This window comes from Paenibacillus chondroitinus NBRC 15376, assembly GCF_004000765.1.
Taxonomy (GTDB): domain Bacteria; phylum Bacillota; class Bacilli; order Paenibacillales; family NBRC-103111; genus Paenibacillus_E; species Paenibacillus_E chondroitinus.
In genome coordinates this window covers 13,556-39,007 of the sequence record NZ_BILW01000023.1, presented here as the reverse complement: position 1 = coordinate 39,007, position 25,452 = coordinate 13,556, and the positions used below count along the sequence as shown (strand labels likewise).

General features: G+C 48.3%; 20 protein-coding genes. 16 read left to right on the top strand and 4 right to left on the bottom strand.

The window, feature by feature from the left end; all coding sequences use genetic code 11:
* The first annotated feature begins 16 nt into the window (after positions 1-16).
* From gucD to PCH02S_RS22655, 7 genes are all read left to right on the top strand, one after another.
* A complete protein-coding gene (gene gucD / locus PCH02S_RS22685) occupies positions 17-1,486 on the top strand; it encodes an alpha-ketoglutaric semialdehyde dehydrogenase GucD (RefSeq protein ID WP_127456334.1) in 1,470 nt (489 codons plus the stop codon).
* A gap of 37 nt (positions 1,487-1,523) precedes the next feature.
* Positions 1,524-3,512 (top strand): YjhG/YagF family D-xylonate dehydratase, encoded by a 1,989-nt coding sequence (locus PCH02S_RS22680; protein WP_127456327.1) that lies wholly within the window; start codon positions 1,524-1,526, stop codon positions 3,510-3,512.
* A 354-nt stretch (positions 3,513-3,866) separates the two neighbouring features.
* Positions 3,867-4,724, top strand: a complete 858-nt coding sequence (locus tag PCH02S_RS22675) for a carbohydrate ABC transporter permease (protein WP_127456325.1) — start codon at positions 3,867-3,869, stop codon at positions 4,722-4,724.
* A 67-nt stretch (positions 4,725-4,791) separates the two neighbouring features.
* Positions 4,792-6,375, top strand: coding sequence for a type 2 periplasmic-binding domain-containing protein (locus PCH02S_RS22670; RefSeq protein WP_127456323.1), 1,584 nt, complete (start codon positions 4,792-4,794; stop codon positions 6,373-6,375).
* Positions 6,376-6,435: 60 nt separating this feature from the next.
* On the top strand, positions 6,436-8,715 hold the full coding sequence (locus PCH02S_RS22665) for a helix-turn-helix domain-containing protein (RefSeq protein WP_164819697.1): 2,280 nt from the start codon (positions 6,436-6,438) through the stop codon (positions 8,713-8,715).
* On the top strand, positions 8,712-9,659 hold the full coding sequence (locus PCH02S_RS22660; protein ID WP_127456320.1) for an ABC transporter permease: 948 nt from the start codon (positions 8,712-8,714) through the stop codon (positions 9,657-9,659). Before PCH02S_RS22665 ends, PCH02S_RS22660 begins: the two co-directional genes overlap by 4 nt.
* Before the next feature lie 47 nt (positions 9,660-9,706).
* The gene (locus PCH02S_RS22655; RefSeq protein WP_127456318.1) at positions 9,707-11,092 is read left to right on the top strand and encodes a sulfatase-like hydrolase/transferase; all 1,386 of its coding nucleotides are present in this window, start codon (positions 9,707-9,709) and stop codon (positions 11,090-11,092) included.
* Between the two features lie 238 nt (positions 11,093-11,330).
* On the opposite strand, the gene PCH02S_RS22650 is transcribed toward PCH02S_RS22655, so the two are convergent.
* The 4 genes from PCH02S_RS22650 to PCH02S_RS22635 all read right to left on the bottom strand — a co-directional run bounded on the left by PCH02S_RS22650 (position 11,331) and on the right by PCH02S_RS22635 (position 15,974).
* On the bottom strand, positions 11,331-12,356 hold the full coding sequence (locus PCH02S_RS22650; RefSeq protein WP_246069214.1) for an ABC transporter substrate-binding protein: 1,026 nt from the start codon (positions 12,354-12,356) through the stop codon (positions 11,331-11,333).
* 529 nt (positions 12,357-12,885) lie between these two features.
* Positions 12,886-13,896: a TIGR03943 family putative permease subunit gene (locus PCH02S_RS22645; RefSeq protein WP_164819696.1), complete on the bottom strand. Its 1,011-nt coding sequence runs from the start codon at positions 13,894-13,896 to the stop codon at positions 12,886-12,888.
* Positions 13,897-13,921: 25 nt separating this feature from the next.
* Positions 13,922-14,935: a permease gene (locus PCH02S_RS22640; protein ID WP_127456314.1), complete on the bottom strand. Its 1,014-nt coding sequence runs from the start codon at positions 14,933-14,935 to the stop codon at positions 13,922-13,924.
* Positions 14,936-14,954: 19 nt separating this feature from the next.
* Entirely contained in the window at positions 14,955-15,974 is a 1,020-nt protein-coding gene (locus PCH02S_RS22635) for a CobW family GTP-binding protein (protein WP_127456313.1), read from the bottom strand.
* A gap of 278 nt (positions 15,975-16,252) precedes the next feature.
* Between PCH02S_RS22635 and PCH02S_RS22630 the strand changes: the two genes are divergently transcribed.
* From PCH02S_RS22630 to PCH02S_RS22590, 9 genes are all read left to right on the top strand, one after another.
* Positions 16,253-16,960, top strand: a complete 708-nt coding sequence (locus tag PCH02S_RS22630; protein ID WP_127456311.1) for a metal ABC transporter ATP-binding protein — start codon at positions 16,253-16,255, stop codon at positions 16,958-16,960.
* Positions 16,906-17,793, top strand: a complete 888-nt coding sequence (locus tag PCH02S_RS22625) for a metal ABC transporter permease (protein WP_127456309.1) — start codon at positions 16,906-16,908, stop codon at positions 17,791-17,793. The genes PCH02S_RS22630 and PCH02S_RS22625 overlap by 55 nt, the downstream gene beginning before the upstream one ends.
* Positions 17,794-17,832: 39 nt before the next feature.
* Complete coding sequence (locus PCH02S_RS22620) at positions 17,833-18,789, top strand: metal ABC transporter substrate-binding protein (protein WP_127456307.1); 957 nt, start codon at positions 17,833-17,835, stop codon at positions 18,787-18,789.
* A gap of 9 nt (positions 18,790-18,798) precedes the next feature.
* Positions 18,799-20,019, top strand: a complete 1,221-nt coding sequence (locus PCH02S_RS22615) for a GTP-binding protein (protein WP_127456306.1) — start codon at positions 18,799-18,801, stop codon at positions 20,017-20,019.
* A 347-nt stretch (positions 20,020-20,366) separates the two neighbouring features.
* Positions 20,367-21,962 carry an ABC transporter substrate-binding protein gene (locus PCH02S_RS22610; RefSeq protein ID WP_127456305.1) on the top strand — a complete coding sequence of 532 codons (1,596 nt, stop codon included), beginning with the start codon at positions 20,367-20,369 and terminating at the stop codon, positions 21,960-21,962.
* Positions 21,950-22,978: an ABC transporter permease gene (locus tag PCH02S_RS22605; protein WP_407670117.1), complete on the top strand. Its 1,029-nt coding sequence runs from the start codon at positions 21,950-21,952 to the stop codon at positions 22,976-22,978. The genes PCH02S_RS22610 and PCH02S_RS22605 overlap by 13 nt, the downstream gene beginning before the upstream one ends.
* On the top strand, positions 22,975-23,802 hold the full coding sequence (locus tag PCH02S_RS22600; RefSeq protein WP_127456304.1) for an ABC transporter permease: 828 nt from the start codon (positions 22,975-22,977) through the stop codon (positions 23,800-23,802). Before PCH02S_RS22605 ends, PCH02S_RS22600 begins: the two co-directional genes overlap by 4 nt.
* A gap of 36 nt (positions 23,803-23,838) precedes the next feature.
* Positions 23,839-24,756: an ABC transporter ATP-binding protein gene (locus PCH02S_RS22595; RefSeq protein WP_127456303.1), complete on the top strand. Its 918-nt coding sequence runs from the start codon at positions 23,839-23,841 to the stop codon at positions 24,754-24,756.
* On the top strand, positions 24,749-25,345 hold the full coding sequence (locus tag PCH02S_RS22590) for an ABC transporter ATP-binding protein (protein ID WP_307719944.1): 597 nt from the start codon (positions 24,749-24,751) through the stop codon (positions 25,343-25,345). The genes PCH02S_RS22595 and PCH02S_RS22590 overlap by 8 nt, the downstream gene beginning before the upstream one ends.
* Positions 25,346-25,452: the final 107 nt, after the last annotated feature.

Here is a 25,452-nt window from a genome sequence, read left to right as displayed (position 1 = left end):
TGTAGGAGGATTAATCATGACAACCAAATTCGTCGGCGGACAAACGTATTTGAATTACATCAACGGGGAATGGCAGGCAGCCGGTACTGGGCAAACGGTCCCGAGCATCAATCCGGCTAAAAAAAGCGAAGTCGTGGGCTACGTGCAATCGTCGTCATTGGAGGATTTAAACCAAGCGGTTGCGTCCGCCAAATCGGCACAGCAAGGTTGGAGAAAGCTGTCGGGAGCAGCAAGAGGCGACTATTTGTTCAAAGCAGCCAATGTGCTTGAGAGCCGCATCAATGAAATTGCGGAAAGCATGACGCGTGAAATGGGCAAAACGCTGCCGGAAGCCAAAGGGGAAACGGCAAGAGGCGTAGCCATCTTGCGCTATTACGCCGGTGAAGGCATGCGGAAAATCGGCGATGTCATTCCCTCGTCAGATAGCGAAGCGCTGATGTTTACGACTCGTACTCCCCTTGGCGTTGTCGGCGTTATTTCTCCTTGGAATTTCCCCGTGGCCATTCCAATTTGGAAAATGGCTCCAGCTTTAATCTACGGCAATGCCGTTGTGCTGAAGCCTGCTCAGGAGACGGCCGTAACGGCTGCCAAAATCGTGGAATGCTTCGCAGAAGCGGGACTTCCAGCGGGTGTATTGAATTTGGTAACCGGCAGCGGAGCCGTTATTGGGCAAGGCCTTGCGGAGCATCCGGATGTGAACGGAATTACGTTTACGGGCTCCAATCAAGTTGGCAAACGAGTGGGCCAAGCGGCACTTGCCAGAGGAGCGAAATATCAGCTCGAGATGGGCGGGAAAAATCCGATCCTGATCGCTGCGGATGCGGATCTGGATTTAGCGGTTGACGCGACGATCAGCGGAGGCATCCGTTCGACAGGCCAGAAGTGTACGGCGACAAGCCGTGTCATTGTGATGAGCGAGGTCTATGAAGCTTTTAAAGAAAAGCTGCTGAGCAAATTAAAAGGATTAACCGTAGGTCACGGTATGGATGCCGGAACATGGTTAGGACCTTGCGCAAACGAAAATCAGCTAAAAACGGTGCAATCCTACATTCAAAAAGGGATTGAAGAAGGCGCTATGCTGTTGTTCGGCGGTTCATCCCCGGACCATCCGGATCTTGCCGAAGGCTTTTATGTACAACCAACCGTCTTCGATAAAGTAACGCCGGAAATGGCGATTGCCCGGGAAGAAATCTTCGGACCCGTTCTTGCGCTTATTCAGGTTGAGTCCATGGAACAAGCCATTCAGGTAGCGAATGATTCGGATTTCGGCTTGAGCGCTTCCATTTACACGCAAAACATCGGCAATATTCTTTCGTTTATCCAAGATATGGATGCCGGTTTGGTAAGAATTAACTCGGAGACAGCCGGCGTGGAGCTGCAGGCACCGTTCGGTGGTATGAAGCAGTCCAGCTCTCACTCGCGTGAGCAAGGGCAGGCGGCTATTGAATTTTTCACCTCGATAAAAACCGTATTTCTCAAAGCGTAGCTCCTGGTTAGAAGCTGATTCGGAAGGGTGAAGGTTAATGACTGAGCAGTTAGCATCGATTATGGCTAATGAAAATAACGATTTATATACCATTCATACGCATGCACAAGGCCCAAAAGGCTCGTTGCCGTTAACGAAAGAGATGTTATTGAACGCTCCAAGCGGAGAGTTGTTCGGTCTGACCCAAAATGTGGGGATGGGGTGGAAGCCGTCTCGCCTGAAGGGGAAGCAGTACCTTTTGCTCAGCACGCAAGGCGGTATTCGTAAGGAGGACGGCAGTCCTGTTGCTCTTGGCTATCATACCGGCCACTGGGAAGTTGGCCTTTTGACGCAGGCGGCTGCCGAAGTGATTACAGAAAGCGGCGGGGTTCCTTTCGCCGGTTATGTGAGTGACCCTTGCGACGGCAGGTCCCAGGGAACGGAAGGGATGTTTGATTCTCTTCCATACCGGAATGATGCAGCGATTGTTTTCCGGCGTCTGATCCGCTCGTTGCCGACACGCAAAGGCGTTCTCGGTGTGGCAACCTGCGATAAAGGACTGCCGGCGATGATGATTGCGCTGGCCGGGATGCATGAGCTTCCATGCGTGATCGTGCCTGGGGGCGTAACTTTGCCTCCGACGGAAGGTGAGGATGCCGGGAAAATCCAAACCATTGGCGCAAGGTACGCGAATGGGGAAATCAGCCTGGAAGACGCTGCGGATCTCGGCTGCCGGGCTTGCGCAACACCGGGCGGAGGCTGCCAATTCCTTGGAACGGCTGCTACTTCGCAGGTCATTGCAGAGGCAATGGGGATGACGGTGCCGCATGCTGCACTTGCCCCATCCGGACAGCCCGTTTGGGAAGAGATGGCTAGGCAATCGGCACGCGCCATGATGACACTGGAGGAGAAGGGCATTCGGATGAAGGATATTTTGACGGAAGCGTCCATCCACAATGCCATGGTCGTTCATGCGGCTTTCGGAGGATCGACAAACCTGCTGCTGCATATTCCGGCTGTCGCCCATGCGGCAGGACTGCCGGTTCCGACAGTTCAGGACTGGATCCGTGTGAATAAGCAAGTGCCAAGACTAGTCAGCGTTTTGCCGAACGGCCCGGAATATCATCCGACTGTGAGGGTATTTTTGGCTGGCGGGGTGCCGGAAGTGATGCTGCATCTTCGCCGTCTGGGCGTCCTGAAAGAAGAGGCGTTGACCGTAACAGGCGAAACGCTGGGGACTGTCCTGGATTGGTGGGAGTCAAGCGATCGTCGCCGTAAAATGCGGAGCCTGCTCATGGAAATGGATGGCATTGATCCCGATCAGGTCATCATGAGTCCGGAACGTGCCAAAGAAAGAGGATTAACTTCAACAGTCACGTTCCCTATGGGGAATTTGGCGCCGGAAGGTTCGGTCATTAAATCAACAGCGATTGACCCGACAACCGTCGGGGAAGATGGCATTTACCGGCATCGGGGCAAGGCGAAAGTGTTTACCTCGGAGAAAGCCGCTATCCTGGCCATCAAAAATGGCGGCATTCAAGCCGGCGATATTATGGCGTTAATCGGACGTGGCCCATCGGGTACGGGGATGGAGGAGACGTATCAATTAACCTCGGCGCTAAAACATCTGCCGTTCGGCAAATACGTGTCCCTAATTACCGATGCGCGTTTTTCGGGCGTGTCCACAGGTGCGTGCATCGGCCATGTGGGACCTGAGGCGCTGGCCGGCGGTCCGATTGGGAAGCTGCGGGATGGGGATACCATCGATATCGTAGTGGACCGCAACAGTTTGGAAGGCACAATTCATTTCCTAGGTGCCGGTGACGAAGTGCTCAGCCCTGATGAAGGAGCGCTTGTGCTTGCAGCCCGCGAGCCTCATCCCGAGCTCGCCGCAGATCCGAAACTTCCAGATGATACGCGGTTATGGGCAGCTTTGCAGGCTGTCAGCGGTGGGACATGGGCAGGAAGCGTTTATGACGTCGAGCGGATTATCGCTGTTTTGGAAGCAGGTAAAAAAGCTTTGGCTGAGGCCGGGCGGAATGCGTAGAACGGATAGGTCGAATAAAGCAGTTCTGTTGATGATTTCAACAGGACTGCTTTTTTGCGTTTGTTGAAAGGTTGTGCCGGTTTATTGTTTTTTCATTGAATTATTCCGAGTTAAATAGTAAGATTAATTTTAATTTATCGCTTGCTCATTTCATTTATTTTACAATCGAGAACGGCGTGCTGATTTTTTTGATTTTTAATAAAACCTTGATAGGACAAGCTTTTCGGACGTTTAATTCAAATTTTTATCATTAGTACAAAAACTAAATATATATTCATACACGCATTTTATACATAATTAAATTAGTCGGAATTAGCCGAATGACAATAGCGTTTGACGGAGGAGAGCTAGCAGATGAGTTCAAAAGGAGGCAACCTATTTTCAATTTTCAATATCATTTTTTTAATCGCGTTAACCCTGGCCACTCTCTACCCGATGTGGCGGGAAGCGGCCGTGTCCTTCAGCGGTATGGAGGAGGCAATGAAAGGCGGCCTATTTCTGTGGCCAAGAGATTTTACTACGGATGCTTATGTCAACATCTTGCATTCCCGGTATTTATGGCTTGCGTATGGCAACAGTTTATTTATTACAGTGGTTGGCACATTCATCGGCGTATTTCTGACGGCGGCAACCGCATTTCCCCTCATTAAACAAGACTTGCCCGGTAAAAAGTGGTTCGTTCTTCTTATTTTGTTCACGATGTTGTTTAGCGGTGGAATTATCCCTACTTATTTACTGGTAAAAAGCGTTGGACTTATCAACTCTTTATGGTCGTTGATTCTGCCGACGGTGATATCGGCGTATAACGTCATCGTTATGATGAGCTTCTTTCGGACGCTCCCCCGGGAGTTGGATGAATCGGCAACCATGGATGGGGCTCACGCCATTCGTATTTTTGGCAGCGTTATTCTCCCTCTCTCGAAACCGGTGCTCGCAACAATTGCCTTGTGGGAAGCGGTTGGGTATTGGAACAACTATTTGCAGGCGCTTTTTTATCTGAATGACAAAAGCAAGTACGTACTTCCCGTTCTTCTCCGGGATATTATCAACGGGCAGACCATCGCCCAAATGACGGGGGAAAGCACAGGTTCCTCGACGGAATCGGTCATCGCAGCAACGACGATTATGGCGGTGCTTCCGATCCTTATTGTTTATCCGTTTTTACAAAAGTACTTCGTACAGGGGACCTTGATCGGTTCGGTTAAAGCTTAAGATAAGCTTCGGATTTAATATTATTGTGGAGCAAGATGGAATAGATTGTACAGGAGGGGACAAAACCATGTCATTTCATACATATAAAACGGTTCTTATCTTAACTATAGCAGCTGGCCTTACGGCCGCGTGCAGCAGTAACCCAGCGTCCGAGAACAGCGGGTCGACAAGCGCACCTAGCGCAGCAGCTCAGCCAAACAATGCTTCCGGCGGTGGGGACTCTGCCAAAGTCACATTCAAGATTTTCCGCAACTTCCAAGCACCTGAATACCCGGCAGATGGCGGGCCAGCGAAGCAAAAGGTGTTGGCAGCGCTGGATCAAGCGGGAATCAAAGGGATTGATTATAACATTTCCATGGCTTCCGGGGATGAGTACAAGACCAAGCTGAACTTGCTTGCTTCTTCCGGGGATCTGCCGGATTACTTTAGTGTGCCGGATCTCCTGACACTGAATCGGTTGACGGATGAAGGCTTGATTCTGCCATTGGACGATTTGTTAAAGAATGCGCCTAATGTTACGAAGTTTCTAAAGCCTGAGGATTTGGACATTCTCAAATACAAAGGCAAGTTGTACGGTTTGCCGCCTGGCTATCGCCCGGAGACCTTCAATGGACCTAACGTGAATGGGCTTCTCATACGCCAGGATTGGCTCGATGCCCTCAAGCTGAAAACGCCGACCACGTTGGATGAGCTTCATGATGTGCTTAAGGCGTTCACGTTTAATGATCCAGACGGAAATGGGAAAAAGGATACATTTGGCATAACGACTAACAAGCTTCTCGGAGCCGGTGCCAATGGGAATTATTTCAGCACGGTATTTGGCGCTTTCGGTGTCGTTCCGACGTTCTGGCAGCAGCGTGACGGGCAATTGAAGCAGGGAATGGTCTTGCCGGAAACGAAGCAAGCGCTTGCTTTATTGCAAAGCTGGTACAAAGAAGGCATTATCGATCCGGAGTTCCCTATTATGGAAGCGAAGCAAATGAATGAAAAGATCATTAACTCCAAAGCCGGCATTTTTGAGGGAACAGCCTTTGATGCCGATCCTACAGGAGCCAACTATAGCGCTCTGAAGAAGACCGTAGCGACTGCGAAACTTTCCTTCCTTACACCTCCTGCCGGCGCGGGCGGGAAAAAGGGAGCTGCCGAGAATTCGCCGGCCTATAGCGATATTCGGGCGATTTCGGCCAAAGCCAAAAATCCGGAGAAGCTGATGGAGTTGATCAACTGGTCGGCGGGCCCAGGTTTTGATCTGGTCACTTACGGGATCGAGAATGAGGATTATCAATTCGATAAAGACAAAAACAAAATTAAGCTGCTTGTACCGAATTATTCCGAGCTGTATAAGAAAGGGTATTCGAATCCAATCCGCTTCCTGCAAGTCGTAGACCGCCGTTGGTTAACGGACGAAGCGACAGCGGCGATGACCATTTCCAATGACCCTCAGAATCTGGTTCACAACGAGTTCTGGAAGAGCGTGCAGGCCATGAACGACTATCCGGATATCAAAAAGCTTTGGGATGAGTACTTCGCCAAAATTGTCACCGGTGCCTGGTCCGTCGATAAATGGGATGAACTAGTCAAACGGTATTACCAAGAAGGCGGGCAAGAAATTGAGAAGCAGGTTAATGCGGAATGGAAGAAAGCGAAATAATCGGCAAGTAAACAAAGGACGACGAATCGAATCATGCTTGAAACAGAGAGGGGACAGTCTATGTTTAATAAAATGCTCGTATCCTATATGACTATCATAGTGATCCTCATTTTGGCGGTCGGTTCGTCGTACCTGATGATTGTATCCCACGATATCAAATCCGAGCTTGCGCGTTCGTCTCAGAACGAAATCTCGGGGATGATGAAGCATACCGAATCATTGATTGAGAATATCGAGCAGCTGTCCTTGCAAGTTTCTCTGAAGCCAGGAGTCAATGAGGCGCTAACGAATCCATATCCTTATTCCATTTTGCAATATGGCGCTTTAAAGAATCAGTTGAAAGAGGAAGTGAATTCCAACAATCTCTTATATTCCATCTATTTGTATTTTCGCCTTAACAACCGTATTTTGACGACGAATGAAGGCATCTATGCGCTGGATCAATTTTTTGATAAGCAAATTATTACGACAAATTTTGAAGCTGACAACAGCAAAGGTTATCAGATGCGAAGTCTGAAGGATACATCACCCTCGGAGCCGGTTGAACTGCTTACCTTTCACAGGCTGGTACCTTTGACCGCCAAAGAGCCTCTTGGAGAACTCATTCTGAATGTGAAGCGTCAAGCGTTCTTCGATGCCTTGTTTCGTTATGCGAACGTGGATAGCAGCAAAATGATGATTATGGACAGCGAAAGTTATGCCATTCTTTCAGAAAATAATGCCAGAAGCAAAGCATTCACGATGGCTTTGCAATCTCTGAAGACGGGACATTCACTGTCAGATTCCACAGGGATGGTGAAAGTACAGGGGGAAGATGGAACTTATTTCCTCAGCTATGCCAGGTCTGACACGACCCCTTGGATGGTTGCAGAACGCATTCCCTACGCGGTTTACCAAGCTGCCTGGAAAAGTAAAGTACATGCTGCAACTCAGGTGGCGGCAGTCATTATTTTGATCAGTATAGCGCTTGCATTCCTCTATAGTATTCGCTTCACCAGACCATGGAAAAACATGGTGAGGGACTATGTCGAACAGCAGGCTGGCCACCCTGGGAATATCGTGAAAAAGGATGAAAGCCAGCTGGTCGCCGAGGCGATCCGGGAGCTCATATCAGAAAATCGCTACATTAAACAAACCTTGGAGCAGAGTAAACCGATCATCCGGTTCCGGTTGATCTATGACATTTTAACCAATCGGGTGTTCGAAACCTCGGTGATGGCGAATCGACTTCAGCATCTTGGCATTGTATTCCCCCATTCTTATTACGCTGCCATTATTGTGCGAGCAGACATGCAGCCATTGGAGGACCAGGAGGACTACAACGATATCCGCTTGCTGCTGTTCAGCACCATTGAGAAGGAACTGAGGAGGCGCTTGTTTGTTGTCGGCACCATACTTGAAAATCATCAGTTCGGGTTTATTTTGAATGCGCCTGTTGCTACTTACATGACCCAGCTAAAACTGGAATTGGATGCTTGCTGTCAGGCAGCGAACCAGATCGGGCAGGAGGAATTCGGAATTACCCTGCAGATTGCCCTAGGGGGCATTTATTCGTCGATGAACAGTTTGAACAAGTCCTATCACGAGGCCAAACGTGCGCTGCACAATACGGCTTGGACCTACCAAACCGATTGTGTTTTTTTCGAAGATACGGCGGATTCCAGAAAATGGAGTTATCCACTGGCTATCCAGAAGGAGCTGCTGCGTCGCCTTAAATCGGTAGATAGAGAGTCAGCCAAGTTGTCTCTCGACGAATTGTTTGACCGTTATATGGTCGGCAAATCCTATACCCGAGATGAAGTACAAGACACCATCACCTTGATGATGGGCGCGATCGTACAAGAGCTGTATGAGGATGGTTATTCGCTGGATAAGGTCCATTTACGGTTCCAATCTGTTAGTGAATGCGAACATATTGGTCAAGTAAAGGAGCTGTTCTATGGCTATATCACCGACATCATGAACCTGCTTGAACAGTTCCAGGATAATAAGATGAGCAATGCCTACATCAGCAAAGCAATTGACTATATGCAGGCCCATTACGATCGGATCGAATCCATTGCTGATATTGCCGAGCACGTCGGTGTCAGCTCCAGCTACTTAAGCCGAATGTTTCGTGCGGAGACGGGGAAAGCACCGCTTGATTACTTGACCCGGCTGCGCATTGATAAAAGCAAGGAGCTGCTGTTCGTAGGTAACTGCCAATATTCCTTGCAGGAAATTTGTGGTCAGATCGGTTACCACGATGTGCAGAGCTTCATCCGATTTTTTAAAAAATGGGAAAAAATCACGCCAGGTGAATACCGCAAGCTTCAGTTAGAAAAAGGAGGTGCCTTATGAGCAGTCAAGCGAGCCATCCAAAGCCTTCTGTTTTAGGTACAAAAGCAGCGCCATCCAGCTCTTTTATTCGCAAGCTGCTGAAGTATAGATATTATTACGCGTTGCTGCTGCCGGGCCTTATTTATTTTATTGTATTCAAGTATATTCCGATGGGCGGCGTTATCATTGCTTTTAAAGACTATAAGCTAACGCAGGGGGTAATTGGCAGCCCTTGGGTGGGGCTGAAGTGGTTCCGTATTCTTTGGTCAACAGGGGATTTCTGGAATGCGCTCTACAATACGCTTCTAATAAGTTTTTATAAGCTAATCTTTGGTTTTCCTGCGCCAATTGCTCTTGCCATTTTGCTGAATGAGGTCATCCATCGCAGATTCAAAAGGATCATTCAGAGCATTTTGTATTTCCCGCACTTTTTATCCTGGATTGTTCTGGGAGGCATTTTGTTTGCTATTTTATCGCCGGGAACGGGCTTAATCTCGTGGTTAGGGTTCAGCAGTTCCCCGCTTATGCAGCCGGAGTCGTTCCGCTCATTACTCGTCGTCTCGCATATTTGGAAGGAAGTGGGCTGGGGGACGGTCATTTATTTGGCGGCGATTGCAGGAATTAATCCGGAAATGTATGAAGCGGCACGCATGGATGGCGCCAATCGATTTCGGTTAATCAGCCACGTGACGCTTCCGGCGATATCAGGGACGATTGTGATTATGCTGATCCTCCGAACAGGGCAAATTTTGTCCGCAGGCTTCGATCAGGTCTTTATTTTATCTAACGATGTTGTGCTTCATGTTGCGGATATTTTGGATACGTACGTCTATCGGGTCGGGCTCAGTTTGGGGCGGTTTTCGATTGCGACTGCCGCAGGATTGTTTCAGTCCTTGGCTGGTTTGCTGCTGCTGCTGTTTACCAACTGGCTGGCGCGCCGATTCAGCGATCAAGGATTATGGTAGATTACAAGAGAATATAGTTAGGGATCAGATGAAGGAGGCGTGATGTTATGGGAGAAAAGGGAGCTGTACGTCCGAACGTTATCGTATTTTTTACCGATCAACAAAGATGGGATACCACAGGGGTGCATGGCAATCCACTGGGGCTTACCCCGAATTTCGACCGGATGGCGGTCGAAGGTACGCATGTGTATCATTCGATCACCTGCCAACCGGTATGCGGTCCCGCTCGATCCTGCCTGCAAACCGGCAAGTATGCAACGTCTACAGGCTGTTACCGGAACGGGATTCCGCTGCCTGCTGAAAGCAAGACGTTAGCCCATTATTTCCGTGATTCAGGATACCATACGGGGTATATTGGCAAATGGCATTTGGCTGGCACGGAACCTGTACCTGAGGAACAAAGGGGTGGCTACGAGCATTGGTTGGCCTCTAATGTGTTGGAATTTTCCTCCGATGCGTACGATACGGTCATGTACAATAATGATAATGAACCCGTTAACCTGCCGGGTTACCGAGCGGATGCTTTAACGGATGCCGCGATCCAATTTGTACATAAGGAGCAGAAACGGAACCGTCAGGAGAAGACGGAAGATCCTTTCTTCCTATTCGTGTCCTATATCGAGCCTCATCACCAAAATCATCTGGACAATTATCCGGCTCCAATCGGGTATGAGGATCAATATAGCGGACGTTGGATACCGCCGGATCTCGCTGCTCTCGGTGGAACTGCCCATCAGCACTTGGGCGGTTACTACGGGATGGTCAAGCGATTGGATGAAGCGCTTGGCCGCCTGATTGATGCATTGCGGAGCTTGCAGCTGCTAGACAATACAATCGTGTTGTTCACATCCGATCATGGTTGTCATTTTAAGACGCGAAATTCGGAATACAAGCGTTCCTGCCATGATAGCTCAATTCGAGTTCCAACGGCCTTGATAGGGCCAGGCTTTCAGGCAGGAGGTAGAATTCAGGAGCTGGTTAGCTTGCTGGATCTGCCGGCTACCCTGCTAGACGCTGCTGGCATTCCTGTTCCGGAAAGCATGCAGGGGCGTTCCATCTTGCCTTTGGCGCAAAAGAAAAGTGTGGATTGGCCGAAGGAAGTGTTTTTGCAAATCAGTGAATCCGAAGTAGGTCGGGCGATCCGGACGAACCGGTGGAAATACAGCGTTCATGCGCCAGACAAAAATGCTTGGAATGATGCGGCATCGGATGTGTATGAGGAACAGTTCTTATACGATCTTCATGCGGACCCGCATGAGTTGAGCAATCTCATCGGCGTGGAAAGCTACACAGCCATTACGGCTGAACTGAGAGAGCGACTCCTTGCCCGCATCGTTGAAGCAGGTGAAGAGGAGCCGGTGATACGCCCAGCCAAAGCTAGAAAGCTGGAGCAAAGAAGGATCTCGGTTGCGGAAGTTAGAGTGCCGTTATAAAAAAAGATTTCTTCATGTATATTTAATTGAATTCGGGGAATACTAGCTTTTATTGCGTGAAAAGCGGAAAAGAAAGAAAACCTGTTTACCGGATAATGTTCGCTTAGAAAAATGATATCCAAATTGGAATAGAAAATTGTATGAAGTATTGCCTGCAGCATGGTTAAATTCTACTGCCACATCAAACGCAACAAAAAAAGAAGCTGGGATCTATGATCCGGCTTCTTTTTTCATTTCCTTACTTTTTAAGAAAATACTTTTCCAGGTCATCAAGCAGTAAATTAGCCGCTTTAATGCCACCGGCTGTATTCCAAATGGCGTCGCTAACTTGTTGAACATGACCTTTTTGGACTACATCTAAATTTTTCCATAGAGGGTCGTTTAGCCACTCCTGCTCAATTTTGCTGCCTTCGCCTTTATCATTCTCATAGGTGAAATAGAAAAGCACGTCGCCATTCATATCCGGAATTCGTTCTTTTTGCACATCATCAGCGAATTTTTCTTGATCTTGCGGTGCTGGACGCTGGAAGCCGAGTTTTTTCAAGATAACGCCAGAGAATGTATCTTTCATATAAATCCGAACTTTACCTGGCATGAAGCGAACGATGGATACTTTGGTATTGAGTTTGTCCCCAGCTTTTTGTTTGAAAGCCGTAATGCGATTTTCAAAATCACCGATGATTTTATCGCCTTCGGCCTTTTTGTTCAAAGCTTCCGCGTACACACGATAGTTAATTTGCCAGTCGCCCATAAGCTTTTCGGAAAATACAGTTGGCGCGATAGCGGACAATTGCTGATAGACCTTCTCTTGGCGCAATTTATTGCCGATGATGAGATCAGGTTTCAGGGAAGCAATCAGTTCCAAATTGGGCTGATTTTCGTCACCTACGACTGTAACACCTTGCATGTCAGCTTTAATATGCTCGTACCAGTCACCCGTACTTGTAAAAGATTTTACAGCTCCGACAGGTTTGATACCTAGGCTTAAAACGGCCTCTGTTCCTTCGTTCGTCAGAACGACGACTTTCTTAGGTGTTCCTGTTATTTTCGTTTCACCCATGGCGTGTTTTACGGTGTACTCTGCAGAACTGCTCGGTTGAGCGGACGGTGAAGGTGCAGGCGAATTACTTGCTGCTGCCTTATCTGTGGTTTGGGAAGTTGGTGCTTGTTGACCGCAACCTGCCACAATGAACACACAGGCTGTGATAAGGATTAGCGCCATACTCCTGAAATTGCGAAACATCTGGACATTTCTTCGTAACATTGATCTCTGTACCCCCTGATGAAGATGATTTTTATGAGAATGATTATCATTTTCGAGTCTAATTCTATGCATTATGGGGCAGATTGTCAAGGTACAATTGGTGAATTTGGCTTGTCGGATCAAACTAGCGCGACCGCAGGCATACGCCGACTTCCCAATGCGTGCCGATGTTTAGCGCGCGCGTTGGGAAATCGACGGTAGTGCATAAGTATTGCTCGCCAGAGCGGAGTTGTGCCGGATAATTAGCAGGGGAAGGGAACTAGAGGGCGCTATTTTGCTCAGAACTGTCGATTTGATTCTGCCAAGGGAACTGTGGTTCACTATTTCGCCGTTGCTGGCGGAAACTTGGGGGATTGGGGCGAAATAAGACCCTGTAGTTCTCCGCCAACTCGCAGAATCGCGCTTTTGGGTCAAATAAGGGACAGGAGTTCCCCTAAAAACCGGGCAAGGCAAGTTCGCTCATTGAAGCTCCTCGATGGCCAGGACAAGATTGCTCAATGAAGCTCCTCGATGGGCGGAGCAAGATCACTTATTGAAGCTCCTTGAGCGGTTCAAAATTAGGATAAACATACGGCGAGCTGGGCGCTGCCATTTTATCAATTTGCGTGGCCTTGATGATGAAAATATCATTGCCATTGTAGCTGCCGTTTTGAACAGTCCCCGTGACCTTGACCCACATGTCCTTGGCGTAAGTTGCCGCAGTTGGGAAGTCAATCATAACGCCGTAAGGAGTCGCATCCGCGGAACAACAGCTAACCGCAAAGCGGCCAACGACAAACTGGTTGCTGGCCATATTGTCTTCCCGATAAACGAAGCCGGTGAGTTCAATTTTTTTACCGATAAAATTATTTTTGAATAAGTCGATCGAGGAGAGGATCTCCATATAAATTTCGGGTTTCACGACGATGGTATCTTTTTTATAAAGGATCATGCCGATTTTGGAAAAGTCTTCGTCCCACTCCTTATCCGCTTGAAATAATTTCTGCAAGTCCGCATCCGTGTTTGCGGGAGCTGGCATCTCCGTGCTCGGAATGGAGGGAGCCGCTGCAGGGGCTGGATCCGTCGCTTTTGTCGCTGTCTCTGTCGTTGCTTTCGATGTTGTTGACCCTGTTGTCCCTGTACTCCCTGTCGTTGGTGCCGCCGCAGTCTTCGTAAGACTCGATTTGGAAGCCGAGAGATTCATCCCTTTGGCAGCGACCATTGTACTGCTCAATGCCGTATCCGGCAGCCCAAAACCGATGAACAACGGTATTATCAAAAGCCCGTACGCCAGCGTATTCCGTAAAACGGAGCGGGAAACGGGCTGTTCGCATTCACAGGTGACAGGATTTCCCCAGTAGGCGCGTAAGGCCATGTAGCCTTGAAAACAAGCAATGATGTACAGGACAACGGAAGCTATTTTCACATAGATCATCATGCGCGGCGCAATGTAATAAGTAAGGGCATTCGCTTTGGAAAGGACTACAATATAGCTTGAGAATCCCAACAAAATTGCTGTGCGTAAGAAATAATGAAAACTGATGATGCGAGCTTGACTCAATTTTATTCCTCCTTGGAAGCTAATTTTATAAGAAATGTTGGGCGAGCAGCGAGCAGCTGAGAACCGTAATGACAATCAAGATCGAAAGCAGAAGGACAAATTTAGATTTAAAAATGGAAAGCAGCATGAGCGTGCTTTTGAAATCCAGCATGGGCCCAAATACCATGAAGGTAAGTAGAGATCCGGACGTGAACGAAGTCTGAAAAGAGGAAGCGACGAAGGCGTCCGAGGTCGAGCATAGCGAAAGAATGTAGGCAAATCCCATCATAAACACATGGGAACTGATCGGGCCTTGACCAATCGCCAGGAGGCTTTCGCGCTGCATAAAGATTTGAATCAGAGCTGTAAGCAGGGAACCGAAGATCAAATATTTGCCCATTTCGAAAAATTCATCAGAGGCATGTACGAAAAAGGTGTTTATTTTGCTTGTGAAGCCTCCCCCTTGATGCGAATGGCCTTCCCAATCAGCTTGATTTGAGAAGTTAGCGCGGCTGTTGCGCAGTGGATTGCTTTTGACAAATCGATAGAGGATAAGGCCTATGATAACAGCGGCGGCAAAAGCTAGTCCTATGCGGGAATAGGCGATAGCAGGGTGATTTCGGAAGGCCATGAAGGTGGCTGCAAACACAATCGGGTTAATAATCGGACCGGTCAGGATGAAAACAACGGCTATGTAAACAGGCATTCCTTTGAGAATAAGCCTACGTACGACAGGGATCATACCGCATTCGCACATGGGGAAAAGGATACCCAGCAAGCAGGCAAATAAAATGCCGAGGATAGGGTTCTTTGGAATAAAGCGACGAATGGTTTGTTCGGATACAAAGGTTTGCAGCAGCGATGAAAGCAATACACCTACCAATATGAAAGGAATGGCCTCTAACAGGATACTTATAAAAATAGTTTTAAATGCTTGCATAGACTCCGTTTGCAGGATTACCGGCAGCGAGACATCTTTGTTCCAAAAGATGAGGACGAGAAGGAGGAAGATGAGGGCGGTCATGAGATGCATACTCACTCGAAATACGGTGTTCGGCATTAGAAAAGGCTCCTTCCTGTTATCTCGTTTGAGAGTCATTCAGCCATTTTTTCCAGTCATCCTCGATCAATTGCACGTCCAAATCAAGCCCTATGAGAACCAGATAAGGAGCTTCTTGATAGGCAGCAGGTTGCCAAGTCGTACGTTTGCCTGCAAACTGCAGCAGGAAAGTTTCGCGTTTGGTGCCAATTCGTAAATAGCCTTTGGCGCGAAGCAGCGATTTGCCCCATTTTCCCAAGTAATGCTCCACAAGACTTTGATTTAGCACAACATCATGTCCAATTGAAATGGCGAGTGTTTGAATACGTGAGAAAGAAGCGGTGTGCTTGGAAGCCGTGCGAGGTTCTTGTGCAGCTTTGACTACGCGCATGTTTATACTTTTACTCAAATTAGGTGTGGCCCGGGGTTGCGATTGTCTGGATGGGAGGTTGCCGAAAAGCGGCTCTAAATCCAGTTGACTGAATGTCGTAGGCAGCAACAAAGCTTGACTGTTGAACTTGCGAACCGTTTTCTCGATAGACTTCAGCTGCTTGTCTGAGATGAGATCGATTTTGTTCAGTAGAAGAAGGTCGGCAACTTCGATCTGTCTTCTAAGCGTATGAACGAGCTCGCGATCTGAAGCAAAAATACTGTTGTAATCAAGTACATGCTCGGCGTCAAGAACTGTGATGACAGTATGAAGTTTTATATGAGGCAGCAGTGCCGGTTCTGTTATAGCATCGACGATTTCTTCGGGGTTAGCGACACCGGTCAACTCGATGAGAATGACATCCGGCATACGTGCTACTAGTTGTTTGAGCGAATCTTGGATATCGCTTTTTTTGGTGCAGCAAATGCAGCCATCCAGCAGTTTCGCCAGAGGAAGGTGTGGAGAAACGTCCAACAGCAGATGTCCATCGACATCCTGTTTCCCTAATTCATTCATTAGAACTGCTGGCAAGAGGTGATAGGCGGCAGCTTCTCGGAGCATGCGAAGAAGCAGAGTCGTCTTGCCGCTGCCTAGAAATCCACTCAGTATGATCACGGGTACTTTATTCATAAGGAGGTTCCCTTCTCTTTTAAGTGTAATGTTTACGAATTAGATTGTAGTACAAATAAGGGATAGCTGCAAGATAAGCTTTTAAATAAAAAACAAGAAGATAGGCATCTGGTGATTTCGGTGTTGACAACGTCTTTTTAACAGGCTATATTTGTCGGAGTAATAGTAAAAATTACGATTTAATGATTCGGTTGTCATCACTTTTACATGTATAAGCAGGTGCATCTTTTTTTATTAATGTTTATTCGTAATTTTTACATGTAGGGAGGATTGCACGTATGTTAGTGGCTTCTTTGAAAGCGGTGGAGTTCGGCTATAACGATATTCCCTGTATACAAGATGCGAATGTTGAGATTCAATCCGGTGAGTTTGTTGCGGTTACAGGCCCTAATGGCGCAGCGAAGTCTACCTTGCTTAAGCTCATGTTAGGCTTGCTTGAGCCATGGAAGGGGAAGGTGTTCTTATCGACAGCGAATGAAGAGGGCAGAAAGCTGAAAGTGGGCTATGTATCACAGCAAATCTCGGCGTTTAATAGCGGATTCCCAAGCACAATCCTGGAGTTTGTCCGTTCAGGCAGATACGCGAGCAGCTCCTGGTTCAGGAAGCTGTTGAAAGAAGATGACCGCTTGACGGAGATTACGCTGCGGCAGGTGGGCATGTGGGATTTGCGGAAGCGCAAAATAGGAGAACTCTCCGGCGGACAGAAGCAGCGGATATGCATCGCCAGAGCTCTCGCGCAGGAGCCGGATCTGCTTGTGCTAGATGAGCCTACGACAGGAATGGATCAAGATAGCCGGTGCGGGTTTTATCAACTTATGCATCATCAAGTCAAAGCTCACGGACGCACAGTCATTATGGTGACGCATAATCTTGAAGAAGCAGCCCCTTATCTCAATCGCATCATTGAACTGGAAAGAAAGGAGGATGGCGGATGGAAATGCTGCACTACGACTTCATGCAGCGGGCATTTTGTGCCGGTGGGTTAATCGCGATCATAGGTTCCATTCTAGGAGTGTATCTGATGCTTCGAAGACAAGCGCTTATGGCGGATATGCTCTCGCATGTCTCCTTGGCGGGCGTAGCGGGAGGTGCTTACTTGCATATCAACCCTACTTTATCCGGATTCGTTGTGGCAACTTTGGGGGCGATCGCTGTTGAATATGTGAGAAGGTCCTATAAATCCTATAGTGAGATCTCAGTTGCGATCATCATGGTTGGCGGCTTGTCTTCCGCTGTCATCATCATGAGCCTTAATCCAAGCATAAATAAGGGCTTTTCCGCTTATTTGTTCGGTTCCGTCGTTGCCGTCAATGAAATCGAGCTGCTGTTCATGTCCATCGCAGCCTGCATAGGCGGTCTCTTCTTCTTTGTATTTCGCCGGCCGTTGTATCAAATTACGTTCGATGAAGATACCGCGAAAACGAATGGATTGCCTGTAAGGTGGATCTCCCTTGGCTTTAGTGTTGTGACGGGCATGATCGTGGCCGCTGCCATGCCGATTGTCGGCGTGCTCCTCGTATCCGCGCTTATTATACTTCCAGCGGCATTGGCAATCCGGATTGCGCCCAGCTTTGTTTCATCCCTTTTTATCGCCATGGGGATTGGTTTGGTTGGTGTTTTTTCAGGCCTTACAGCTTCCTATGAATTAAGCACCCCGCCTGGCGGAACCATTGCGATTTTTTTATTAATCGTCTTAATCACCGGCTTAAGCATCAAAAAGTTAATCATCAAGTTCAGCAAAGTCAGCAGCCGAAAAAATCTTCAAGCCGAACAAGCGGCATTCAGCGCTCTGCTTCCATCTTCACAGGAGTCTGCTTGATGCTTATCATTTCACATCTATTTGGAGGAATTAACGACAATGAAAAATTCATGGATGGCAAAATCACTCGTATTCACTGCTTTATCAACACTCATTTTATCAGGTTGCGCAGCCCAGTCCTCGGGCACCGGGAAACTTAACGTCGTCACCACCTTTTATCCGATGTATGAATTTACCAAGCAAGTAGCTGGGGAGCATGCAGACGTTATCGCTTTAATACCTGCGGGTAGCGAGCCGCATGATTGGGAGCCGAGCGCCAAAGATATGAAGAAAGTGAGCGATGCCGATGTGTTCGTGTTCAACGGGATCGTCGAAGGTTGGGCTGAACAGGCGCTTGCGAGCGCAGGCAATTCGAAGCGGGTTGTTGTGGAAGCCAGCCAAGGCATTGCATTGATGGAAGGACTGCCGGAAGAAGAAGAAGAGCACAAAGATGAACACAAGGACGAACACAAGGAGTCTGCTGACGGTAAAATCCTTGATCCGCATGTGTGGCTAAGCCCTGCCCTCGCTCAGAAAGAGGTGGAGGCCATTGTGGCTGGGTTGACCCAAGCGGATCCTGCGCACAAAGAGGACTATCGGAGGAATGCCGATGCTTTTATTGCAAAGCTCAAAGCCTTAGATGAGTCCTTCCGTACGGGGCTCAACAATGTGAAACAGAAAGATTTCGTGACACAGCACGCCGCATTCGGTTATTTGGCCAAAGAATATGGGTTGACGCAGGTGCCAATCGCGGGACTCTCGCCGGAAGAAGAGCCATCACCGGCTAAAATGGCCGAAATCATTGATTTTGCCAAACAAAATCAAGTCAAAACGATTTTCTTTGAAACATTGGTCGATCCGAAAGTCGCCCAAACGATTTCCAAAGAAATCAATGCGAAAACGGATGTGCTGAATCCATTAGAGGGCTTGACGGACGATGATAAGAAGCAAAATTTGGATTATCTCGCGATCATGACCAAAAACCTGGAAGCACTCAAGAAAGCTTTAAATGAATAGGAATGGAGAATGAATATGTCAGATCATAAAATAACAGTTACAGTTTTGAGCGGGTACTTGGGAGCCGGTAAGACCACTTTGTTGAATCATGTTTTACATAATCGGGATGGCTTGAAAGTTGCTGTTATTGTCAATGATTTAAGCGAAGTGAATATCGATGCCGGGCTTATTCGTGAGGGGAATGGACTATCTCGGACGAATGAAAGTCTGGTTGAAATGTCCAATGGCTGCATCTGCTGCACGTTGCGGGACGATTTGCTGAGGGAAGTGGAACGGCTGGCCAAAGATCATACATTTGACTATATCCTGATTGAGTCAACCGGTGTCGGCGAACCGCTGCCAGTGGCGCAAACCTTTACCTATATTGATGAGGAACAGGGGATAGATCTCTCCCGGTTTTGTCGGTTGGACAGCATGGTGACGGTTGTAGATGCTTACCGGTTCTGGACGGACTATTCTTCAGGCGAAACGCTGCTGGAACGCAGTCAGGCCGTTGGGGATGACGACACAAGAGAAGTGGTGGATCTGCTGATCGATCAAATCGAATTCTGCGATGTGCTCATTATGAATAAATGCGACATGCTGGAAGAAGAGGAGCTGAATGAGCTGGAAGGCGTTCTTCGTGTGCTGCAGCCAAGAGCAAGGTTTATTCGCTCTGTTCATGGGCAGGTGGCGCCAGCGGATATTCTGAATACGCATCTTTTTGATTTTGAAGCGGCTAGCACGTCTGCAGGTTGGATGAAGGAGCTGGCGAAGGAAGCGCATACTCCCGAAACCGAGGAATATGGGATTTCTTCCTTTGTGTACGAAAGAGCGCGGCCCTTCGAGCCTTCGCGGCTGATGAGCTGGATGGCAGATTGGCCTGCAGAGATTGTAAGAGCCAAAGGGATCATGTGGCTCGCTACCCGGAACGATCATGCCCAGAATTTGAGCCAAGCAGGTCCATCTGTTCGATTCGGTCCTGCAGGATATTGGATAGCGGCGCTTCCGGAAGAGGAAAGAGACGCTATTCTTGAGGAGGAAGCGGACCAGATCTCGCATTGGGATGCCACTTACGGGGATCGAATGAATAAGGTCGTCTTTATTGGGATAGAGATGGATCGGGCTGATATTACGGCTTCGCTGGATGGTTGTTTATTGACCGATGATGAGATGCTCAGCGATTGGCATCAATTTGATGATCGCCTGCCAAATACAGTGACGGAATTCGAGGATGCTATAGAAGCATAGTTTTGGAGGAAACTAGGGTCTGCTATTTCAGTGAAAAAGCACCAGTGCCACGGGGAATGGGAACTACGTTCCGCTATTTGGCCAATTTTCAGCTGAAAAATGCACCGTGGTGGACAAATAAGAGCCTGTAGTTCCGCTCGGATAGCAAACAGCTCAGCTTCCCCAAAAATAAAGGACGCCAGTTCCCTTTTGCTACGAAATCGGCCGGATTCCGGCTCATTTTCGGGAAATTGTGGAGTGGCGTATGTGATTTCGATGAAATGAATAATGACTAGTCGTCATTTTTGTGCTACCATTTCAATTAATCGTGCTACTGCACACGTGAACATTGAAAGGTGGAAATAAAAATGAAACATCGACTAGTCATTTTTTTGATTTTGATCGTCACCATGATTTGGATTAGCGGCTGTTCGGTGGAGAAACCAAAACCGTTGGCAGAGGCAAGCAAGAAAGAGCTCGTTCTAGCTATTGGCGGAGAGCCTGAAGCCGGTTTTGATCCAACGACGGGGTGGGGGCGATACGGTTCGCCGCTTTTCCAAAGTACACTGCTTAAGCGTGACAGCAATTTGAATATTACAAATGATCTCGCCACGGGTTATGAGGTTAGCCCGGATGGCTTGATCTGGACCGTGAAGCTGCGCAAAGATATCAAGTTCAGCGATGGTCAACCGTTAACGTCAGCTGATGTCGTATATACCTATCAAACCGCTGCGTCGAGCGGATCTGCCATTGATCTGAGCAATGTCAAACATGCAGAAGCTCCTGACGAGACAACGGTCAAGTTCACACTGAAAGAACCGCAATCGACGTTTACGCAGATGCTTGTTGCAACCGGTATTGTCCCCAAGCATGCCCATGGCAAGGATTACGCCAACAAACCGATTGGCTCCGGTCCATACAAATGGGTCCAATGGGATAAAGGACAGCAGCTGATTGTCGAATTGAACCAAGATTACTATGGGAAAAAGCCGTTTTTCGAAAAAATCACCTTCCTTTTCCTAGGGGAGGATGCCGCTTTTGCAGCAGCCAAAGCCGGAACGGTGGATATGGCGGCGATTCCTGCGGCTTTTAGCAAGCAAACCGTGAACGGTATGGAGTTACAAACAGCAGCAACCGTGGACAATCGGGGCATCATGTTTCCTTATGTGAAATCCGGAGAGAAAACGAAAGACGGTTACCCGATCGGCAACGATGTCACTGCGGATGTTGCGATTCGTAAGGCAATTAATCTAGCGCTAGATAGAAAAGCTTTGGTTCAAGGCGTTCTAGAAGGCCACGGAACTCCCGCTTACACGTTAAATGATGGACTTCCTTGGTTTAATCCTGAAGCTGTTTTTGCTGACGCGGATATGAATGCAGCGAAGAAAATGCTCGCAGATAACGGATGGAAAGACACCGACAATGATGGCATTGTTGAAAAAGGAACACTGAAAGCAGTAATCAATCTGCTTTATCCTGCCAGTGATGTCACGCGTCAATCGCTCGCCATAGCATCGGCAGATATGTTAAAGCCTCTGGGCATTCAAGTGAAAGCCGAAGGTAAAAGCTGGGATGAGCTCGAGAAACAAATGCACGCGAACCCTGTTCTTTTTGGATGGGGAAGTCAAGATCCCTTGGAGATGTATAACGTATATAGCAGTAAATATGGAGGAGTGGACTATTATAACCCGGGGTACTACAGCAACTCGAAGGTTGAAGGCTATATGAGTCAAGCTTTAAAAGCAACGAACGAAAAAGAGGCATGGGGCTTTTGGAAAAAGGCGCAGTGGGATGGCGAAACCGGATTAAGCACGTTAGGCGATGCACCCTGGGCATGGTTGATTAATCTGGATCATCTGTACTTGGTGAGAACAGGACTTGATATCGGCAAGCAAAAAATCCATCCGCACGGACATGGCTGGCCGGTAACGGATAACATTGAGGAATGGCAATGGAAGTCATAAAGCGGGAATCCTCTAACTTGACAAGGGTCAGCCGAATGCTGGTTCCCTTCCTTTTACGAAAAGGACTAGGGTTGATTTGTCTTTTGCTTGCCGTGAGCGCTATTTCTTTTCTATTAGTTCACTTCTCACCAATTGATCCGGTTCAGGCTTATGTTGGTGCCGATATGATGAAGGTAAGCGCTGAACAGAGAGAACTGATCATGCAGTACTGGGGACTCAATGAACCGCCGGTAACATGGTATTGGAATTGGTTGTGCGCTGTGGCAAGCGGTGATTTAGGAACGTCAATGATCTATCGAGGGCCTGTGCTCGAAGTGATTGGCGAAAGATTTGCTGCCTCTCTTGCGCTGATGGGGATTGCTTGGGTACTTTCCGGCATCATCGGATTTGTTTCCGGTGTTCTAGCTGCTATGAATCGGAATACTTGGATCGATCGTCTGATTCGCTGGTATTGTTACACGCTATCCTCGACGCCTACTTTTTGGATTGGCTTGCTGTTTATGCTCGTTTTTGCGGTATGGTTGGGATGGCTGCCTGTTGGTCTGGCTGTTCCTGCCGGGGTTACTTCAGAGGAAGTGAACCTGCTAGATCGTATCCGCCATATGCTGCTGCCCGCATTGACACTCAGTGTAACCGGAGTTGCAGCAATCGCTTTGCATACGCGAGAAAAACTGGTTGATCTTACAAACAAAGACTATTGGATATTTGCAAGAGCGAGAGGGGAGCGGGGTTTTCAAATTTTTTGGAGACATGGGCTTCGGAATGTGGCTTTACCCGCAATCACGCTGCAATTTGCTTCATTTAGTGAGTTGTTTGGCGGAGCGGTTCTTGCTGAGCAGGTATTTTCGTATCCTGGGCTCGGGCAGGCGGCGGTGGAAGCAGGGCTACGAGGCGATGTTCCGCTTTTGCTAGGCATTGTTTTATTCAGCGCTGTGTTCGTGTATTCAGGAAATGCAATGGCTGATATGAGTTATCGCCTGATTGATCCCAGAATGAAAGAAGGCGGTAAACCATGAAATGGCTGCATGATCGTCACAGGCTTGCGTTAACTTCGGCTGCTGCTGTGCTCTTCTTACTTATCATTTTCGCTATGTCTGTAGGAATGGATTCCTCAGGCTTGTCTACCAGCTTGAACCAGCGTAATTTCGCGCCGTCAGTCGCGCATCCTTTTGGGACGGACTGGTTAGGAAGAGATATGTTAACACGCACGATCAAAGGATTGGCGCTTAGCCTTAGGGTCGGTGTTGTTGCTGGAGCTTCAAGCGTCATCATAGCGGGGATTATGGGGCTTGCGGCAGCCGTTATGGGAAAAACCGTGAATCGACTAGTGAGCTGGCTGACGGACTTATTTCTCAGCGTCCCGCATCTTGTAACGCTCCTCTTGATTGCTTTTGTTGTAGGTGGGGGGGCTAAAGGTATTATCATCGGTGTCGCACTAACGCATTGGCCTGCTTTAACAAGGGTCATACGTGCTGAGGTGATGCAGATCCGCTTCGCACCGTATGTTTCCATATCGCGTAATTTCGGAAAATCCAGTTGGTGGATTGCGACAAGGCATATTATCCCGCATCTGCTGCCCCAGCTTTTGGTCGGGCTTATTCTCATCGTTCCGCATGCTATTTTGCACGAAGCTGCCGTTACCTTCATAGGGATGGGACTTTCCCCGCATGAGCCGGCGATTGGCATTATTTTATCCGAATCTATGAGGTATTTATCTTCCGGCATGTGGTGGCTGGCGTTGTTCCCTGGCTTGTGCTTGCTTCTGTTGGTTCGGGCTTTTGCCATGTTGGGAGAGAACTTGAAGACGTGGGTAGATCCCAGACGCGCACATAAGCATTAAACACATTTTAAGCTTGGAAAAGAGGGATTCAGTTATATGTTGGAGGTTAGTGAACTATCGATCAGCTTTAATTCGTTGGATCGCCACTTTCGCCCTAAAAAAACGGAAGCCATACATAAATTGGAGCTTTCGATCGATGCAGGAGAAATTCTGGCCGTCGTAGGTTCCAGCGGTTCCGGCAAAAGTCTGCTGGCGCATGCCATTCTGGGCATACTTCCCGGCAATGCTCAAGTTACGGGGACAATTCGCTTTAAAGGCGAGAAGCTGACTGCTGAAAGGCAGGCGGGTTTGCGTGGGAAAGAAATCGCGCTAATTCCTCAGTCTGTGCAGTATCTGGATCCCTTAATGCGCGTCGGCGATCAGGTGAGACAAGCGGTTCGGCGAGGAAATCCCGACGAGCTTCAGCGGAAAGCTTTTAGCAAATATAAGTTATCGGACTTTGTCGCCAAGCTGTTTCCCTTACAACTTTCCGGAGGAATGGCGCGAAAAGTTCTCGTCTCAACGGCAACTGTAAGCGGAGCTCAGTTGTTGATTGCGGATGAGCCTACGCCAGGCTTGGATGCGCCTTCTATGAGTGAGACCTTAAGCCGATTCAAGCAGCTGGCTCAGGAAGGTTGTGCGGTCATGTTAATCACACATGACATTGAAGCGGCTTTAACGGTAGCCGATCGGATTGCTGTGTTGTATGCCGGGACCGTAATTGAAATTGCCCCCCGCAGCGATTTCACAGGAGATGGGCAGAGACTGCGGCATCCGTATACGCAAGCGCTATGGAGAGCGCTCCCGGGCAACGGATTTATTCCTTTGCCTGGGGCTCAACCGCTGCCGGATGCTTTGCCGACAGGGTGTGTTTTTGCTCCACGCTGTTCTATGGCCACCTCGGAATGTGAACAGCAAGCTCCTGAGTCGCGCACGGTAAGAAGCGGAAAGGTTAGGTGCATACATAGTGCTTGAGGGAAAAACTTTGGGGTATCGGTATGGGAAAGAGGCGTGGGTATTCCATAACCTTGATATTCAAGTGGGAGCAGGAGAAATCGTAGGACTCGTCGGACCAAGTGGTTGCGGAAAGTCCACGCTAGGTCAATTACTTGCTGGTCATGTGGGACTGCAAGAAGGACATGTGAGTGTGGACGGTGTTCCGCATAGGAGGGGTTTGCGAAACCCCGTTCAGTTCGTGCTGCAGCATCCTGAACAAGCGGTTAATCCGAGGTGGAAGCTGCGGAGAACTCTTCAAGAGTCAGGTATGATGGACCCTGTTATGCGATCGGAACTCTCGATTGAGGACGCATGGCTAGATCGCTATCCGAACGAACTGTCCGGCGGGGAGCTGCAGCGGATTTGTGTGGCGAGAGCGCTGGGGCCGGAAACACGCTATTTGATTGCAGATGAGATGACCACCATGTTAGATGCTATTACACAAGCGCAAATCTGGCATGCGGTTCTGCGCTGGGCTGAGCGCCAGCGTGCGGGTGTTATGGTGATTAGCCATGAGCGGGAATTGATTGAGCGGCTGTGTAGTCGGGTGATTCGTTTTCCATTCTAATGAGGTAGGTAAGTTTCCTCTGTCTCTTACTGATATAGCCATTAACTATATCTAGATATAGTTAAATCCAGTTACTCTATAGCCACAGCTCTATGATATCTTTTTTA

Bases quoted from the DNA above. Each gene is read 5' to 3' on its own strand.
- gucD (WP_127456334.1), top strand. From the start codon at position 17: ATGACAACCAAATTCGTCGGCGGACAAACGTATTTGAATTACATCAAC.
- PCH02S_RS22620 (WP_127456307.1), top strand. From the start codon at position 17,833: ATGAAAAATTCATGGATGGCAAAATCACTCGTATTCACTGCTTTATCA.
- PCH02S_RS22655 (WP_127456318.1), top strand. From the start codon at position 9,707: ATGGGAGAAAAGGGAGCTGTACGTCCGAACGTTATCGTATTTTTTACC.
- PCH02S_RS22630 (WP_127456311.1), top strand. From the start codon at position 16,253: ATGTTAGTGGCTTCTTTGAAAGCGGTGGAGTTCGGCTATAACGATATT.
- PCH02S_RS22635 (WP_127456313.1), bottom strand. From the start codon at position 15,974: ATGAATAAAGTACCCGTGATCATACTGAGTGGATTTCTAGGCAGCGGC.
- PCH02S_RS22615 (WP_127456306.1), top strand. From the start codon at position 18,799: ATGAATATGTCAGATCATAAAATAACAGTTACAGTTTTGAGCGGGTAC.
- PCH02S_RS22650 (WP_246069214.1), bottom strand. From the start codon at position 12,356: ATGTTACGAAGAAATGTCCAGATGTTTCGCAATTTCAGGAGTATGGCG.
- PCH02S_RS22605 (WP_407670117.1), top strand. From the start codon at position 21,950: ATGGAAGTCATAAAGCGGGAATCCTCTAACTTGACAAGGGTCAGCCGA.
- PCH02S_RS22675 (WP_127456325.1), top strand. From the start codon at position 3,867: ATGAGTTCAAAAGGAGGCAACCTATTTTCAATTTTCAATATCATTTTT.
- PCH02S_RS22680 (WP_127456327.1), top strand. From the start codon at position 1,524: ATGACTGAGCAGTTAGCATCGATTATGGCTAATGAAAATAACGATTTA.
- PCH02S_RS22600 (WP_127456304.1), top strand. From the start codon at position 22,975: ATGAAATGGCTGCATGATCGTCACAGGCTTGCGTTAACTTCGGCTGCT.
- PCH02S_RS22665 (WP_164819697.1), top strand. From the start codon at position 6,436: ATGTTTAATAAAATGCTCGTATCCTATATGACTATCATAGTGATCCTC.
- PCH02S_RS22670 (WP_127456323.1), top strand. From the start codon at position 4,792: ATGTCATTTCATACATATAAAACGGTTCTTATCTTAACTATAGCAGCT.
- PCH02S_RS22625 (WP_127456309.1), top strand. From the start codon at position 16,906: ATGGAAATGCTGCACTACGACTTCATGCAGCGGGCATTTTGTGCCGGT.
- PCH02S_RS22595 (WP_127456303.1), top strand. From the start codon at position 23,839: ATGTTGGAGGTTAGTGAACTATCGATCAGCTTTAATTCGTTGGATCGC.
- PCH02S_RS22640 (WP_127456314.1), bottom strand. From the start codon at position 14,935: ATGCCGAACACCGTATTTCGAGTGAGTATGCATCTCATGACCGCCCTC.
- PCH02S_RS22610 (WP_127456305.1), top strand. From the start codon at position 20,367: ATGAAACATCGACTAGTCATTTTTTTGATTTTGATCGTCACCATGATT.
- PCH02S_RS22660 (WP_127456320.1), top strand. From the start codon at position 8,712: ATGAGCAGTCAAGCGAGCCATCCAAAGCCTTCTGTTTTAGGTACAAAA.